General features: G+C 72.5%; 11 protein-coding genes and 1 tRNA gene. 5 read left to right on the forward strand and 7 right to left on the reverse strand.

Going from position 1 to position 13,508, the window contains the following annotated elements:
- Nucleotides 1–147: 147 nt before the first annotated feature.
- The 5 genes from AC559T_RS04390 to AC559T_RS04410 all read right to left on the reverse strand — a co-directional run bounded on the left by AC559T_RS04390 (nucleotide 148) and on the right by AC559T_RS04410 (nucleotide 4,399).
- Complete coding sequence (locus AC559T_RS04390; protein ID WP_498867839.1) at nucleotides 148–546, reverse strand: DUF3037 domain-containing protein; 399 nt, start codon at nucleotides 544–546, stop codon at nucleotides 148–150.
- Nucleotides 539–1,360: a HipA family kinase gene (locus AC559T_RS04395; RefSeq protein WP_112108177.1), complete on the reverse strand. Its 822-nt coding sequence runs from the start codon at nucleotides 1,358–1,360 to the stop codon at nucleotides 539–541. The genes AC559T_RS04390 and AC559T_RS04395 overlap by 8 nt, the downstream gene beginning before the upstream one ends.
- A gap of 274 nt (nucleotides 1,361–1,634) precedes the next feature.
- Nucleotides 1,635–2,315 (reverse strand): hypothetical protein, encoded by a 681-nt coding sequence (locus AC559T_RS04400; protein ID WP_498867840.1) that lies wholly within the window; start codon nucleotides 2,313–2,315, stop codon nucleotides 1,635–1,637.
- A 97-nt stretch (nucleotides 2,316–2,412) separates the two neighbouring features.
- Nucleotides 2,413–3,153, reverse strand: coding sequence for a Crp/Fnr family transcriptional regulator (locus AC559T_RS04405; RefSeq protein WP_071061036.1), 741 nt, complete (start codon nucleotides 3,151–3,153; stop codon nucleotides 2,413–2,415).
- A gap of 277 nt (nucleotides 3,154–3,430) precedes the next feature.
- On the reverse strand, nucleotides 3,431–4,399 hold the full coding sequence (locus AC559T_RS04410; protein ID WP_498867841.1) for a pirin family protein: 969 nt from the start codon (nucleotides 4,397–4,399) through the stop codon (nucleotides 3,431–3,433).
- Between the two features lie 334 nt (nucleotides 4,400–4,733).
- On the opposite strand from AC559T_RS04410, the gene lon reads away from it, so the two are divergent.
- The 4 genes from lon (at nucleotide 4,734) to AC559T_RS04430 (ending at nucleotide 9,184) form a co-directional block, all read left to right on the forward strand.
- Entirely contained in the window at nucleotides 4,734–7,250 is a 2,517-nt protein-coding gene (gene lon, locus AC559T_RS04415; protein WP_498867842.1) for an endopeptidase La, read from the forward strand.
- Nucleotides 7,251–7,651: 401 nt separating this feature from the next.
- The gene (locus tag AC559T_RS04420) at nucleotides 7,652–8,182 is read left to right on the forward strand and encodes a hypothetical protein (RefSeq protein ID WP_498867843.1); all 531 of its coding nucleotides are present in this window, start codon (nucleotides 7,652–7,654) and stop codon (nucleotides 8,180–8,182) included.
- 128 nt (nucleotides 8,183–8,310) lie between these two features.
- Nucleotides 8,311–8,907, forward strand: coding sequence for an oligoribonuclease (gene orn, locus AC559T_RS04425; RefSeq protein WP_198145380.1), 597 nt, complete (start codon nucleotides 8,311–8,313; stop codon nucleotides 8,905–8,907).
- A 201-nt stretch (nucleotides 8,908–9,108) separates the two neighbouring features.
- A tRNA-His gene (locus AC559T_RS04430) sits at nucleotides 9,109–9,184 on the forward strand.
- Here the strand turns inward: AC559T_RS04430 and AC559T_RS04435 are convergent.
- Nucleotides 9,173–9,604 carry a hypothetical protein gene (locus AC559T_RS04435; RefSeq protein WP_498867844.1) on the reverse strand — a complete coding sequence of 144 codons (432 nt, stop codon included), beginning with the start codon at nucleotides 9,602–9,604 and terminating at the stop codon, nucleotides 9,173–9,175. The two genes, AC559T_RS04430 and AC559T_RS04435, sit on opposite strands and share 12 nt — an antisense overlap.
- A 1,096-nt stretch (nucleotides 9,605–10,700) precedes the next feature.
- Nucleotides 10,701–11,417 carry a response regulator gene (locus tag AC559T_RS04440; protein WP_020572678.1) on the reverse strand — a complete coding sequence of 239 codons (717 nt, stop codon included), beginning with the start codon at nucleotides 11,415–11,417 and terminating at the stop codon, nucleotides 10,701–10,703.
- Nucleotides 11,418–11,880: 463 nt separating this feature from the next.
- Here AC559T_RS04440 and AC559T_RS04445 point away from each other — a divergent pair, with 463 nt between their 5' ends.
- The gene (locus tag AC559T_RS04445; RefSeq protein ID WP_498867845.1) at nucleotides 11,881–13,452 is read left to right on the forward strand and encodes an aldehyde dehydrogenase family protein; all 1,572 of its coding nucleotides are present in this window, start codon (nucleotides 11,881–11,883) and stop codon (nucleotides 13,450–13,452) included.
- The last annotated feature ends 56 nt before the right edge of the window (nucleotides 13,453–13,508 follow it).

Here is a 13,508-nt window from a genome sequence, read left to right on the forward strand (position 1 = left end):
GCCCCCCCCCCCGGCCGCCCGGGGCCCCCCCGCGCGGGGCCCCCCCCACGCCGCCCGCAAACCTTGGGCGCGGGGAGGCGTGCCCGCGGCCGGCCCTGACCGGCGCGTCGCTCGCGGGCACGTGGGGGGCCCGCGAGCGACGTCGCCTCAGCCCCGCGGCGGACCGGGGCGGGCGACGAGCAGCTCGACCAGCCGGTCCAGCTCGGCCGCGGGGTCGTCGGTGAAACCGGTGTGGACGGCCGACGTCTGCACCACGGTGCTGCGCGGGGCCGTCAACCAGCGGAACCGTTCCCCGCCGGGGAGCCGGCCAGGCGGTCCGGCGTCGAGGCCGCCGGCGCAGACCCGGCGCAGGGCCGCGAGGCTCGCCGACACCGTGTCCTGGTCGAGGAACGGATCGAGGCTGGCGAGGCGCTCCCGGTCGACGACGCACCGCGAGCCGAGGAAGCCGGCCCGTTGGCACCACAGCAGGACACCGACGTTGACGCACTCGCCGCGTTCGACTCGCGGCACGACGCGGATCATCGCGTACTCGAACAGATCAGGCACCGGAGCCTCCCAGCAGCCAGTCGGGACGTCCGGTACGCCGCTCGGCGGCGACGAGCGGTTCGGCGGGGGTGAGCATCGCCGCCAGCCAGGGACGGTCCCCCTCGACGCGGGACAGCAGCCAGTCGACGTAGGCCGAGCCGGGCACGTCCGTCCACTCCGCCGGCACCAGCTCGACGATCCGGGACAGCAGGTCCGCCGTGACCGCGGGTGCGAGCTCCCGGTCCGCGGCGGCGAGCAGCTCCGGTGCGTCCGCGCCCAGCACGGGGAGCAGGACGTGGTCGGCGAAGCCGGGCAGCGGCCGGTCGACCGCCGCCGCGGCGCCCGGCCAGTCATGGTGCGGGTACAGGGCCGCCCCATGGTCGATCAGCCACAGGTGGGAGCCCCACACCAACAGGTTCGGATTCCGCCAGGAGCGGTCGACGTTCAGCGTGAACGCGTCGAGCCAGACGACCCGGGCGGCGAGCGCCGGCTCCACCGGGAACGCCAGCGGGTCGTAGGTGATCGAGCCGGGCAGGTAGTCCATGCCGAGGTTGCGGCCGGGGCTCGCCCGGAGCAGGTCCTGAACCTCCTGGTCGGGCTCCGTTCGGCCGAGATCCGGGTCGACATCGACGAGGACCAGCTCGGGTACGGCCAGGCCCAGGCCGCGCGCGAGCTCGCCGACGATCACCTCGGCGACGAGCGCCTTGGGCCCCTGCCCTGCGCCGGTGAACTTCACCACCCACGTTCCGAGGTCGTCGCCCTCCATGACGCCGGGAAGACTGCCGCCCTCCCGCAGGGGCGTGGCATAGCGGGTCGCGAGGACATGACGAAGCACCGCACCAGCATGCCCGCCGGCCCACACGGCCAGCCGAGCCGGGCCAGACACCGAGGTGCCGGGCTGCACCGGACGTCGGACTGGGCCGGGAGGGAACCGCGGCGCCCCGGGTGCGGGGCGCCCCGCCCCCCCCCCAGAGGGGGGGGGGGGGGGGGCCCGGCGGGGGGGGGGGGGGGGGGGGGGCCCCCGCCGCCCCCGCGGGGCGGGGCCCCCCCCCCCCCCCCGCCGCCGGGGGGCCGTGCCGCCCCGCCCCCCCCCGCCCACGCTCCGTGTTCTAGGCCCCCGCGCGGCTGGAGGTGTCGCGCTCGGCCGGGCGCCGCCAGGCGAGGGCCGGGCGGGTGGGCGGCGGAGCGGGGGCCAGCACCCACGCCAGCGCGCGCTGGCCGCTCTCGGGCACGTCCAGGGTCACCGGCCGGAAGTCGGCGCGGCACAGGTCCGGCGGATGATCGCCCGAAACGTCGTCGCCGGCCACGGTGTCGCCGGCCACGTCGTCGAACAGCTCGCTGGAGACGATGAGCACCAGGTCCGATTCCGGGTGCTCCGCGAGCTCCCGGTCGAGGATGTCGGCGTCGCGCAGCCGGCACGCCTTCACCACCGCGCGCCCCCCGTAGCCCTGCTCGTCGACGCGGGTGATGCCCTGGTGCAGCGCGACCCGCAGCCGCAGCCGCGGCGCCGACTCCGCGTTCACCCGCACCAGGGTGCGGCGCAGCTCGCGGACGAAGTCGGAGACCACCCGGCCTTCGTCGATGCCGGGCGGGAACACCGCCAGCTCGCCCCCGGTCGGCCGGTTGGCCCAGTGCGCGCACCGGACGTCGGCCGCCGCGCAGGTCTCGTCCAGGACGGCCCCGAGCGGCGGCGAGGCCGGCGAGCCCTCCGGGAGCTGGCCCTCCCGGCCGTTGTCGTATGCGGCGACGGCGATACACAGCCGCCGGATGCCGGGCATCGTCTCGTTCACGCACAGCCTCCGATGGTCACGGTCCGTCGGAGGCAACTGTTCACGCTGTGGGCACGGAACACATCGTCATGCGATGGGATTGTCCGAGCGACGACGATCAGCGGGGGCGCGTCGTCCCGGCGGCCCGGTGCAGGGCCTCGACGTCGCGGATCACGATGGAGCGGTAGCGGGTATCGATGACTCCCTGCTGGCGCAGCTCGCGCAGGACCTTGTGCACCGTCGGCTCGGCGGCGCCGACGAGCGCGGCGAGCTCGGGCTGGGTGAGGGCGATCTGGACCCGCCGCCCCGGGCCGTCCGTCGCGTCAGCCCCGTAGGCGCGTTCGAGCTCGACGATCACGCGGGCCAGCCGGACGGCTACCGAGCACCCGCCGAACTCGACGCGGCGCCGGGTCGCGTTGCGCAGCTTGGCGCTGACGGACTGCAGCACAGGAGGGCCCGCGTCGGGATGGGACCGCAGGAAGGCGAGGAACGCCTCCAGCGGAATCACCTTCGCCAGCACCGCCCCGGCCGCGGTGACCGTCGCCGACCGGGGCTCACCGTCCAGGCCGGCCTGCTCGCCGACGAGGTCGCCGCCGTGGCGGATGGCGAGCAGGGCGAAGCCGCCGTTCTCGGTGGAGGCGGTGACCTTGACCCACCCGTTCAGCAGGAGCACGACGAAGTTGGTGCCGTCGCCCTCCCGCAGGACGATCTCCTCGCTGGCGTACTCACGGTAGGGGCCCAGACCGACGAATGCCGCCCGGGTCTGTTCGGGCAGCCGCCCGAGCAGGGTGGTCGACGGCCAGTCGCGCCGCCGCGGGCCCTGTTGCTCCGGACCGGTCCGGCCGATCTCCCGAACCATGATCCGCTCCCTTGCTGCCGGGTGCCGCCCATGCCGGAGCCCGACCGATGATCCACGAATTGCCCGATGTACCGGTTGATATCATCACGGCCGTTCCCGTATGTGAACGACCGGGTGCGGTCCGCCGGCATCCTCGGTTAAATCGTGGTCGGTCCCGGGCCGGGCAGCGGCATCCGCCGGGACGGAGCAGCGCCCCGCGGGTGCCGGATGGCGGCACCCGCGAGGGCCGGGCGGCTCGGACCCGGCTCTCGGCACCCTCAGCCACGAGGCGGCAGGCTCACCCGCGGTGCGGCATCAGGGCGTTCTCCGGGATCACACCCAGCCGACCGGCCTGGAAGTCCTCGATCGCCTGGCGGAGCTCGTCCTTTGTGTTCATGACGAACGGCCCGTACATCTCGACGTGCTCGCGGATCGGCCGGCCACCGAGCAGCAGGACCTCCAGGTTCGGGGTGTGCGAGTCCTGGGTCGGGTTCGCCGCGAGGGTGATGCGGTCCCCCGCGCCCAGCACGGCCGTCTGGCCGAGGCGCACGGGCGTGTCGTCCGCACCGACGGTGCCCTGACCGGCCAGGACGTAGACCAGCGCGTTGTACTCGGGGTTCCAGGGCAGGCTGACCCGCGCGCCGGGGCTGACCGTGGTGTGCACCACCGCGATCGGCGTGTGGGTCGACCCGGGGCCACGGAAGCCGCCGACGTCACCGGCGATGATCCGGACCAGGCTGCCGCCGTCCGGGGAGGCGATCAGCGCGACCTCCTCCCCTTCGATGCTCTGGTAGCGGGGCGCGCTGAACTTGTCCTTCGCCGGCAGGTTCGCCCAGAGCTGGACACCGTGGAACCGGCCGCCGCTGACGACGAGTGCCTCGGGCGGGGTCTCGATGTGCAGGATGCCGGAGCCGGCCGTCATCCACTGGGTGGCGCCGTTGGCGATCAGGCCGCCGCCGCCGTGCGAGTCCTGGTGCTGGAAGGTGCCGTCGATCATGTAGGTGACGGTCTCGAAGCCGCGGTGCGGGTGCCACGGTGTCCCCTTGGGCTCACCGGGCGCGTAGTCGATCTCGCCCATCTGGTCGGCGTGGACGAAGGGGTCGCGGTCGGCCATGCTCACCCCGGCGAACATCCGGCGGACGGGGAACCCCTCCCCCTCCAGCCCGGACGGGGCGGTGACGACCTTCTTCACCGGGCGCTCGACATCGCCGAGACCCGGCGCGGACAGCCTCGGCAGCGTGAGGGCGTCGGCGGTGACGGCTGGCATGGTGACCTCCTACGGAACCAGGCAGATCCTCTCATCGGACCCCTGCCCGGTCGACGGGGCGAGACCTCGCTCCCACCCGACCTAACAGTTGCTGATGCAACTACCCCCTCAACCCACCGGGACGCCCGACCCTTCCCGACACCTCGAGCACCTTCACATCCCGCGCATCACGGCCCGCACATCACATCTCGTGATATCTCGCGACATCTCACGCAGACAGCGGCGTTCACCCAGGGCGATCAGGTTCGGGAACAACGATCCGCTCCGATGCCTTGAGCACAACAGGCTCAATGAGAGTGGGCCCAAGCCGCTCGACACGAGGGATGAAGGCCGCATGTCACACACCAGGCTCCTCCCGCTGCTGCCGCTGGACGACGCGGTCGTCCTGCCCGGCATGGTGGTTCCGCTCGACCTGTCGGACGCCGGGACCCGCGCCGCCGTGGACGCGGCCCGCGGCGGCAGGCCCGACTCCACACCCGACGCCAGGGCGCCGGGCATCTCCAGCCGCTCCTTCCAGCGCACCGCCGAGATCCTGCTCGTCCCCCGGGTGGACGGCGACCTCGCCGAGACGGGCGTCCTCGCCGTCGTCGACCAGATCGGCCGGCTGCCGAACGGCGGGACGGCCGCGCTCGTGCGGGCCGTGTCCCGCGCCCGGGTCGGCACCGCCCCCACGCCGCCCGGCGCCGCCGACACCGGTGTCGTGTGGGCCGAGGCGACCCCCGTCGAGCCGGTCCTCCCGGCCGGCTTCACCGGCACGATCAGCGCGACGGCGACCGCGGGCACGCCGGGTGCCACCGGCGCCACCGGCGACCCCGACGGCGCGGCCGCCCGGCTGGTCGAGCTCGCCCGCGAGTACCGCACGCTGGTGACCGGGGTGCTGCGCGCCCGCGGGGTCGGCCAGGTCGCCGACACCGTCGAGGCGATCGAGAACCCCGACACGCTGGCCGACACCGCCGGCTACTCGTCCTACCTGTCGACCGCGCAGAAGCTGGAGCTGCTGCGCACCGTCGACGTGACCGCCCGGCTGGAGCTGCTCGTCCCGTGGACGCGGGAGCACGCCGCCGAGGTCGACGTGGCCGAGACCATCCGGCGCGACGTCCAGGAGGGCGTCGACCGCCAGCAGCGGGAGTTCCTGCTGCGCCGTCAGCTGGAGGCCGTCCGCAAGGAACTGGCCGAGCTGGACGGGTCACCCGCGTCCTCCGAGCAGGAGGACTACCGAGCCCGGGTCGAGGCCGCCGACCTGCCGGAGAAGGTCCGCGCCGCGGCGCTCAAGGAGGTCGACAAGCTGGAGCGGACGGCCGAGTCCTCCCCCGAGGTCGGCTGGATCCGCACCTGGCTGGACACCGTCCTGGAGCTGCCGTGGAACGAGCACGCCGAGGACACCTACGACATCGCCTCGGCGCGGGCCGTGCTGGACGCCGACCACGCCGGGCTCAGCGACGTCAAGGACCGGATCGTCGAGTACCTGGCGGTCCGCCGCCGGCGGGCCGACGCCGGGCTCGGGGTCGTCGGTGGGCGCCGCAGCGGCGCGGTGCTCGCGCTGGCCGGGCCGCCCGGGGTCGGCAAGACCTCGCTGGGCGAGTCCGTGGCCCGCGCCATGGGCCGCCGGTTCGCTCGGGTGGCGCTCGGCGGCGTCCGCGACGAGGCGGAGATCCGCGGCCACCGGCGCACCTACGTCGGTGCGCAGCCCGGCCGCGTCGTGCGGGCGATCCGCGAGGCCGGCTCGATGAACCCGGTGATCCTGCTCGACGAGGTCGACAAGGTCGGCTCCGACTACCGCGGGGACCCGACGGCGGCGCTGCTCGAGGTGCTGGACCCGGCGCAGAACCACACCTTCCGCGACCACTACCTGGAGGTCGAGCTCGACCTGTCGGACGTGCTGTTCCTGGCCACCGCGAACGTGCTGGAGTCCATCCCGGCGCCGCTGCTGGACCGGATGGAACTGATCCTGCTCGACGGCTACACCGAGGAGGAGAAGGTCACCATCGCCCGCGACCACCTGCTCCCGCGCCAGCTCGAGCGGGCCGGGCTGACCCCCGACGACGTCACCGTGGACGACGCGGCGCTGCGGCTGCTGGCCGGCGAGTACACCCGCGAGGCCGGCGTGCGTGACCTGGAGCGGGCGACCGCCCGGGTGCTGCGCAAGGTCGTCGCGAAGGTCGCACTGGACGAGACCGCCCTGCCGGTCACGATCGGCGCCGGCGATCTGGCCGGATACCTCGGACGGCCGCGGCACACCCCGGAGTCGGCGGAGCGCACCGCGCTGCCGGGGGTGGCGACCGGGCTCGCGGTCACCGGGGCCGGCGGGGACGTCCTGTTCGTCGAGGCGTCACTGGCCGACCCGGAGACCGGGGCCGGCGGAGTGACGCTGACCGGGCAGCTCGGCGACGTCATGAAGGAGTCGGCGCAGATCGCACTGTCCTACCTGCGCTCGCGCGGGGTGGAGCTCGAACTGCCGGTCGGCGACCTGCGTGACCGCGGGGTGCACATCCACGTCCCGGCGGGCGCGGTGCCCAAGGACGGGCCGAGCGCCGGGGTCACGATGACCACCGCGCTGGCATCCCTGCTCTCCGGGCGCCCGGTGCGCGCGGACGTGGCGATGACCGGCGAGGTCTCGCTGACCGGTCGGGTGCTACCCATAGGTGGGGTCAAGCAGAAGTTGCTCGCCGCGCACCGCGCCGGCATCACAACGGTGCTCCTGCCGGCGCGCAACGGCCCGGACCTTGACGACGTCCCGGCAGCGGTCCGCGAGGCGCTGACCGTGCACCTGGTTGCGGACGTCCGCGAAGTGCTTGAGCTGGCGCTGGAACCGGCCTTCGACACGACGCACACCCACGCCGTGGCGGCCTGAGATTGTCCGTTGGCGACTAGTTGGGTGCCGCCGCCGCCTCTCACAACGGCGGCGGCGGCACCTACGTGCCGACGCGACGCGCGGGTCCGGAACGCACGCGACACGCCGGCAGTTCGGTTAACACCTTGTGACGGCGCCCACGAAGGGCCGTCCGGCCCGCTACCTTCGGGGCGTGGATCGTGGCCGGTGCCTTCGGCAGGAGCGCGTCGCACAGGAGCGCATCCTGGCAGTGAGTCGACTACGGGGACGCCAGCGTCCGCGGGACAACCGCGGCCCCGGGCGCAGGCCGACCAGACCACCGGGCCGCAGGCCCCGCTGATCTGGTCGCCCCGCCGGGGTGGCGGTAACGCACGGGCTAGACTCGGTGCTTCACCGCAACCGTGGCGAAAGGTGCGCGCGGCGTGGACGCCTTCCGGCGCGGCTGGGTCGGCCTGGCACTGTTCCTCGCCGCGCTGATCATGATGCCGGTGCTCGTGGTCGAGTACCACAGTCGCCTGTCGGACGACGCCCGGTACTCCGGGGTCGACGCGGAGAGCATCATCCCGCCGGTGACCAGCACGGCGCCACCGCGGACCGCGCCCCCCGGCGTGATCGTCGGGTTCAACGGCGTCCTCGAGAACGAGACGCTGCGCGGCTTCCGGCACATCAGCCTGGAGACGACCGGTGACATCGGCGAGATCCACTACACGCTGACCGGCCCGACGGGCAGCCGCTATCCCATGACGGTGAGCGTGGCGCCCTACCTGTTCGCCCCGCACCAGACCGGCTGGGAGACGAGCGCCGTGATGGACGGCGTCTACTCGCTCGAGGCCAGGGCCGAGCGCCCCGGTGTGCCCGCGCGCAGCATCACCTTCACGATCCAGAACTCCACCCCGGCCGGCGCAGCCGCTGGTGTCGGCGCCGGGCCGGTCGCGAGCCGGCCGCCGGCCTGAGCACCGCGACTGGAAGCAACCCCACCTCACGGTGAATATGGAGGCAGGTCGGGACGTGACGTGGTGGGCGGGGCCGGATCCGGAGGCGGTACGTGACGACAGCGACGGAAATCCCTAATGTGAGCGGGATGGATCGCCTGGTTTGGATCGACTGCGAGATGACCGGCCTGGATGCCGGTTCCGACCTGCTACTCGAGGTCGCCTGCCTGGTGACCGACAGCGAGCTCACCGTGCTGGACGAAGGCATCGACCTCGTGCTGGCGGCCCCGGACGCGGCCCTCGACCAGATGCTCCCGGTGGTCCGCGAGATGCACGAGACCTCCGGGCTCACCGAGGCCGTGCGCGGCTCCGACCTCAAGCTCGACGAGGCCGAGGAGCAACTCCTCAGCTACATCCGCCGGTTCGTCCCGGAGGCGCGCAAGGCCCCGCTGTGCGGGAACTCGATCGCGACCGACCGCACGTTCATCGCCCGCTACCTGCCCCAGCTCGACACCTTCCTGCACTACCGCATGATCGACGTCTCCTCGATCAAGGAGCTGGCCCGGCGCTGGTACCCGCGGGCGTACTACGCGGCCCCGGTGAAGTCGGGCGGGCACCGCGCCCTGGCCGACATCCGGGAGAGCATCGAGGAGCTGCGGTACTACCGCGAGATCCTCTTCGTGCCCCAGCCCGGCCCGACCACCGACGCGGCCCGCGCCGCGGCCGCCGCGATCCGCGCCTCCTGACAGTCGCGCCCCCGGCGTTCACCGAACCCCCGGCGCCCACCATGCCTCCGGGGCCCACCGGGCCCACCGGGCGCACCGGAGCCACCCGCGGACCGCCGCCGGATGGGAATCGGACGGATTTCGGCACTCGATCGTGACCCGGCTGCCGCACGGGCACGTTCACCCGGTACGATGGCTGCGCCCGGTGAGATCCGGGCGATGGTGGGTGTAGCTCAGTTGGTAGAGCACCGGGTTGTGGTCCCGGGTGCCGCGGGTTCAAGTCCCGTCACTCACCCCAGATAGAGGGGGCCGCCGCCTGCGGGGGACCCCCTCTCTTCGTCGCGGGATGGCGTTGCCGCTCGCGCTCAGGGCATCCCGCCGCACTGCTGTGATCACGATGCGGGCGCTCGACGGCGAACCTCAGCGCGGCCCGCGCGCAGGCGAGGGAGTCCGCCACCCGCAACGGCGCCGCGACGGGCCCCACGCCGAGGCGGGAGAAGGGTGCCGACGAGAGCGCCCTCGCATCGGCGCTGACCGGCACCCCACCTGCGCCCACCGAGCGGCCGGACCGGGCCCGGCGCACGACGCCGATGTGGGCGTCGATGCCGCCCTTCTCGGCGGCCACGGTCGCCAGCACCCGGATGTCGCGATCCGACCTGAATCCGAGCATGCGAAGCGCGCGCAGCCGGTCGATTTCCGCGAGTGCGGACCTCTCCATGCGATAGCGGGGCGCGGCGGCGCTCCGGCGGCCGTGGCGGGGGACCGTGCTCCTCGGCCGCCGGAGCCCGGTTCACAACATCGGAAATATGGTCATACCGGCGGGATGAGGCCTACGTGTCGGCCCTTTCCCGCGCAGTGGCGGCAAGGCTCGAGATGCGGCGCGGTGCCGCCCTGGTCGGCGGCCCGAAGCTCGAAGACAGCTCGCCCGCCTCGGCAGGTTAGGCAGATCTGATTGATGATGCTCGGCCGCCCCGGGCTCGTGTCGGCCCCGGACGGCTGCTCCGCTGTGGTCACCGGTGAACTCACCTCCCCGGTCATGACAGACCGTGGGACGAGTGGTCGCGCGGACGGCCAGCGCTCGACGAACCCGACGGATGACGAACCCGACGGACGCTGACAGATCGCGGGCCGGAGGAATCCGGCCTAGGACGTGGCCCTCGCCGAGGACCGGGCTCCTCACCTCCCCGATGGCGCTGTCCCGGCGTTCGAGCTGCTCGATCGATCTCGCCGGACATCCGAGCGTGCTGGTCGACCGATGACGCTAGCCAACATCGACATCGTATGGGGTGGAATGCAGGAAAGGACCGCACAACTCTGTCTGCCACGTCTCGCGCTGAACCGGGCGTGGATACACCACCGGCCCGGAAGTGTGGCCCGTGCCGGGCGGTCCGGCATGGCGAGCCCTTCCAGATCCGTCCATCTCCCGCGCCGCCGCGGCGTTCACACCGGACCGGCATCCGCTCTACGCGGCTGCCAGGCTTCCCACCTGCCTCTTCCCTGCCGTCCGCCCGCCGATGCCATTCATGGTCACCCCTGGTTCCGTTCCGGGCGACACACGATTTCCAGAACGGACAATTCACCCATTACGGGAAAAGCGTTGTACAGGCCCGACACCACGAAGAAGACGCGCAGAGTACGGATGATCGCGCCGGACGCGGCCCGTCGGTGCTCCCGATGGCACGCACCGGCCACGTCCGGAGATCACACGAGGATCACCAGATGATCATCCGGCGAACACCGCCGCTCCCGGCCGCTCCGGCGACACCCACCGCGCCATTCACACCGAACACACTCCCAGAGCACACCGGAGACACTTATTCGATGTCGAACAGGCCCTGGCGGACGGCGTACATCACCGCCTCCATGCGGGAGTGCAGCTGAAGCTTGTCAAGAATATTGCGAACGTGATTCTTCACGGTGTTCTCACTGATGAAGAGCTTCCGCGCGATCTCGCGGTTCGCCCGGCCCTCGGCCACCAGCTTGAGGACCTCGAGCTCGCGGGCGGTGAGGTGGGGCGCGTGCGCGCGCGGGCGGTCCTCCCCCCCACGGGCCATCGTCGCGAACTCGACCATGAGCTTCGAGGCCATCGAGGGGCTGATCAGGCTCTGGCCGTTGTGCACGGCACGCACCGCGTCGGCCACCTCGTGCGGCGGGATCGACTTCAGCAGGTAGCCGACGGCCCCCGCCTTGATCGCCTCGAACAGATCGGACTCCTCGTCCGAAACGGTGAGCATCACGATCCGCGTGCGCGGCACCGCGCGCTTGATGGCGCCGGCGGCGGCGATGCCGTCGCGGCCCGGCATCCGCACGTCCATCAGGACGATGTCCGGCGTCGTGCCGGACGCCAGGGTCAGTGCCTCCTGCCCGTCCGCCGCGCGCCCGACCACCGAAATGTCCTCCTCGGTCTCCAGCACGGTCTGCAGGCCCTGGAGGAAGAGCTCGTGATCGTCCACGACGAGAACCCGTATCGGCGTCACGTCACGGGTCGGGTCGGCATCAGCGGCCGACGGCGGCACCACACTGGCCGTCATCACACATCCGGAAATCGAGTTCGGTTTTTACGCCACGCGGCTTCTCCACCGCAGGCGAAAGCCGGTTCGGACACCTGCCCACTCTACGTGATGCACTACACACATGAGGTCGCAGCCGCGCTGAAGTCACCTCCGACTTCCATGTCCTTAACGCATCCGACATGCCGGAAATAGTACGCGGCTTCACCGCAAGTTTGGCGTAGTGGGACGTTCTGCTCTCCGTCCGGGACGCGACCCCGGCCCACCAACAGGCTCGCGAGCTGTGCGGACGTCCACCCACGGCCCCGGCGGGCACATTCATCCGGCTGCTCAGCACAACCAGGCAACGACGCGCGGTAGCAACACGATCCGGGTAACAGGTGCTTCATAACCAGTTATCTGAGTCTCCTGGATGTACCGCGTGCGCGACGGCATTGAAGGCTGTTTGGTGGCGCCGCGATCGGATCAGAGAGACCCTCGTCAGATGGACGCCGCAGCCAGCACTCCCCCGTCCCGCCTGCGTCTCAAGCCGGGCACCGCCTGGGCCGACGCCTACTCGCGCGCCCGGCAGGAGGCCCCGGAAGCGTTCCACGAGGACCGCCTGCTCAACCTGTGGGGCGGTCAGTGGCGTCGCACCGGCAACCCGCTGCACAGCCTCACGCCGGTGGACGGCACCCCGATCGCCGGCCCGCCGATGATCGAGCCCGACGAGGCGCGCGAGGCCATCCGCGCGACCCTCGACGACCACAAGGAATGGCGCGACGTCCCGCTGGCCGACCGCAAGGCCCGGGTGACCGCCGCGATCGAGGCGATGGAGGAGCACCGCGACCTGCTCGCACTGCTGCTGGTCTGGGAGATCGGCAAGCCGTGGCGGCTCGCCCGCACCGACGTCGACCGCGCCCTGGACGGCGTGCGCTGGTACGTCGACGAGATCGACTCCATGATCGGCGGCCGGGCGGCCCTGCCGGGCCCGGTCAGCAACATCGCGAGCTGGAACTACCCGATGAGCGTGCTCATGCACGCCATGCTCGTCCAGGTGCTCGCCGGCAACGCGGCGATCGCCAAGACGCCGACCGACGGCGGGGCGGCCTGCCTGACGCTGGCCTGCGCGCTCGCCCGCCGGGCCGGGCTGCCGGTGTCGCTGGTCTCCGGGTCGGGGTCGCGGCTGTCGTCCGCGCTGGTGCGGGCCCCGGAGATCGGCTGCCTGGCGTTCGTCGGCGGGCGCTCCGCCGGCGGCCAGGTCGCCGCCGCGCTCGTCGACACCGGCAAGCGGCACTTCCTCGAGCAGGAGGGCCTCAACGCCTGGGGCATCTGGGACTTCTCCCAGTGGGACCTGCTCGCCTCGCACCTGCGCAAGGGCTTCGAGTACGGCAAGCAGCGCTGCACCGCCTACCCGCGCTATGTCGTCCAGCGCCAGCTCTTCGACAAGTTCCTGGAGATGTACCTGCCGGTGGTCTCCTCGGTGCGGTTCGGGCATCCCCTCGCCGTGGCGGACGACTCCGACCCGCTGCCCGACCTCGACTACGGGCCGGTGATCACCGCGGAGAAGGCGGCGGAGCTCGCCGCCAAGATCGACGAAGCGGTGACCAAGGGCGGCGTGCCGCTCTACCGCGGCGACCTCGCCGACGGCCGGTTCCTGCCCGGCCAGGACCGGGCCGCCTACGTCCCACCGGTGGCGATCCTCAACCCGCCGCCGTCGGCCGCGCTGCACCACGCGGAGCCGTTCGGGCCGGTCGACAGCATCGTGGTCGTCGACTCCGAGGCCGAGCTGCTGTCCGCGATGAACGCCTCGAACGGCGCGCTCGTCGCCTCACTGGCCTGCGACGACGACACCACGGCGCGCCGGCTCGCCGGGGAGCTCGCCGCGTTCAAGGTCGGCGTCAACAAGCCCCGCTCGCGAGGCGACCGGGCCGAGCCGTTCGGTGGGCGCGGCGCGTCGTGGAAGGGCGCGTTCGTCGGCGGGGAGCACCTCGTCCGCGCGGTCACCGTCGGCGCGGACCCGAACGAACGCCTCTACGGCAACTTCCCCTCCTACTCCCTCTACCCGGAGACGTGATCAGGCTCCACCCCAGGACCTGTTCAGGGTGCCGCGGCCCCGCCCCACCCAGCCAG

The sequence above is a fragment of the Frankia sp. Hr75.2 genome, assembly GCF_949319125.1.
Classification (GTDB): Bacteria; Actinomycetota; Actinomycetes; order Frankiales; family Frankiaceae; genus Parafrankia; species Parafrankia soli.